4 protein-coding genes are annotated in these 1639 nt (G+C 33.6%); 1 reads left to right on the top strand and 3 read right to left on the bottom strand.

What is annotated here, in order from left to right; all coding sequences use genetic code 11:
* Window positions 1–140: 140 nt before the first annotated feature.
* A complete protein-coding gene (locus AC06OU_RS16155; RefSeq protein ID WP_475857143.1) occupies window positions 141–443 on the bottom strand; it encodes a YunC family protein in 303 nt (100 codons plus the stop codon).
* Window positions 444–691: 248 nt separating this feature from the next.
* Here AC06OU_RS16155 and AC06OU_RS16150 point away from each other — a divergent pair, with 248 nt between their 5' ends.
* Window positions 692–889: an alpha/beta-type small acid-soluble spore protein gene (locus AC06OU_RS16150; RefSeq protein WP_340886819.1), complete on the top strand. Its 198-nt coding sequence runs from the start codon at window positions 692–694 to the stop codon at window positions 887–889.
* Window positions 890–1013: 124 nt separating this feature from the next.
* Here AC06OU_RS16150 and AC06OU_RS16145 read toward each other — a convergent pair whose 3' ends face one another.
* Together AC06OU_RS16145 and AC06OU_RS16140 are read right to left on the bottom strand one after the other, a co-directional pair.
* Window positions 1014–1304: a DUF2653 family protein gene (locus AC06OU_RS16145; RefSeq protein ID WP_475857142.1), complete on the bottom strand. Its 291-nt coding sequence runs from the start codon at window positions 1302–1304 to the stop codon at window positions 1014–1016.
* Window positions 1292–1639: hypothetical protein (locus tag AC06OU_RS16140; protein WP_475857140.1), on the bottom strand; the 348-nt coding region annotated here is incomplete at its 5' end. The genes AC06OU_RS16140 and AC06OU_RS16145, both read right to left, overlap by 13 nt.

Below are 1639 nucleotides of genomic sequence, written 5' to 3'. Positions count from 1 at the left end.
ACATACTAACTAAAAGGAGGATGATCATAAAAACACGGTCATCCTCTTACAAGTACATGTATTAGATATGATGTCCTAAAGAGTGCTGAAATTAAGGGGAGTTTAAGATATGGCTTTTACTTTTTGCTGGAAGGGCAGCTTTAAAGCATTCTTAGTAATGCTTCTCTTCCTATCATTCCAGTCTCAATTCCTAATTTCTCTGCCTCTAAAGTAACGGATTCAAGTGCAGCGTGTATACGCTCTTCAATTGTTTTTACTCCTACAGCTCGGCCTGCAATTATGTTCCTGTCTTTTAACTTTTCATTGAGCAAGCCAACATCTAATGCTCCACACATAATGTAACCTTTGTCATTGGATACGGTTAGCAAAGTCGTTTTTGGAAGCTCAACTGAAACAGCTATAAATGTGTTTCCATCGATGTCAACTGGGTGCACTTTAATCAATAAATATTCACTCCTTTAAGCTTTCCCTTCAGATTATGTAAGGAGTAGGGAATAGGTGAATATTAACGAGCTAAAGTTTAAGGAACCTAAAAATATTGCATTAAAAATTTTGTTTTGATATAAAGGATAACCATAATCATTAGAACAATGCAGTTAAATGTATTAAAAAAAGTTTTTTGTCTGAAATTTTATTTCTTGTATATATCAAAAGATTTGGCACAATATAATCTCACAAGGAGGTGAGAGAAATGTCAAACAACAACAACAAACTACTTGTACCAGGTGTTAAACAAGCTCTTGACCAAATGAAATATGAAATCGCTCAAGAATTTGGAGTACAACTTGGAGGAGAATCTACAGCGCGTGCTAACGGATCCGTTGGCGGAGAAATTACTAAGCGTTTAGTAGCTCAAGCTCAAGGACAAATGAGCGGTTATCAAAAATAATTAAAATGAGACCGATGGCTTAATGCCATCGGTTTTTTGTTTTGAATCATGTTTTGTAATACCGAAACTTTCTCCTAAAAAAATAATAAAATAGGTAACGAAGAAAATCTTCGTTACCTATTTTTTAACTTACAACTGCAATTATTCCTTCTTTTTCATCTAATACAAGCTCTATACCGGTAGAGATAGGATCTAGATTTAAAAATTCTCTCATTGTTTGGCGTAAAGATTCAATAATGTCTAGAGTACTTAAATTATACTGTTTATCATTTATATATGCCTCAGCGGAAAAGCCAGTCTCGTCATCATACATTAACTCCACTTCAACTTCTTCCGGGTTAGCATTTACTTTACGACCAAAGTGAACGCAAATAGCATTAATAATATTTTGTTCCGGTACTACTAGTTTTTCCATGTATGTGGTTCCTCTTTCTTTTTCTTGTCTTTAAAGATGTTGATAATCTTAAGGATAAGAATAACAATTACTGCGATAGCGGCAGCATTAATTAAGAAACCTAATATGGAACCAAGTATACCCATATTTGCAAAAAGACTACCGAAGAGTAATCCAGCGAGACCACCTATGAAAAGACCTTTCATCAATCCACCAGCTGTAAATCCACCTTTGGAGTTTGTATTAGATGATTTATTTGTAGCTGTTGTAGAATTATCTTTATCTTTTTGAATATTAGAATTCGTATTGGAATTATTCGTATTGTCATTTGAATTATTATTAGAATTAAAACCTTT

It is taken from the genome of Psychrobacillus sp. (genome assembly GCF_056205495.1).
Note: the sequence above shows the minus strand (reverse complement) of the source record. Positions and strands in the feature narration are given on the sequence as shown.

Bases quoted from the DNA above. Each gene is read 5' to 3' on its own strand.
- AC06OU_RS16150 (WP_340886819.1), top strand. From the start codon at position 692: ATGTCAAACAACAACAACAAACTACTTGTACCAGGTGTTAAACAAGCT.
- AC06OU_RS16145 (WP_475857142.1), bottom strand. From the start codon at position 1,304: ATGGAAAAACTAGTAGTACCGGAACAAAATATTATTAATGCTATTTGC.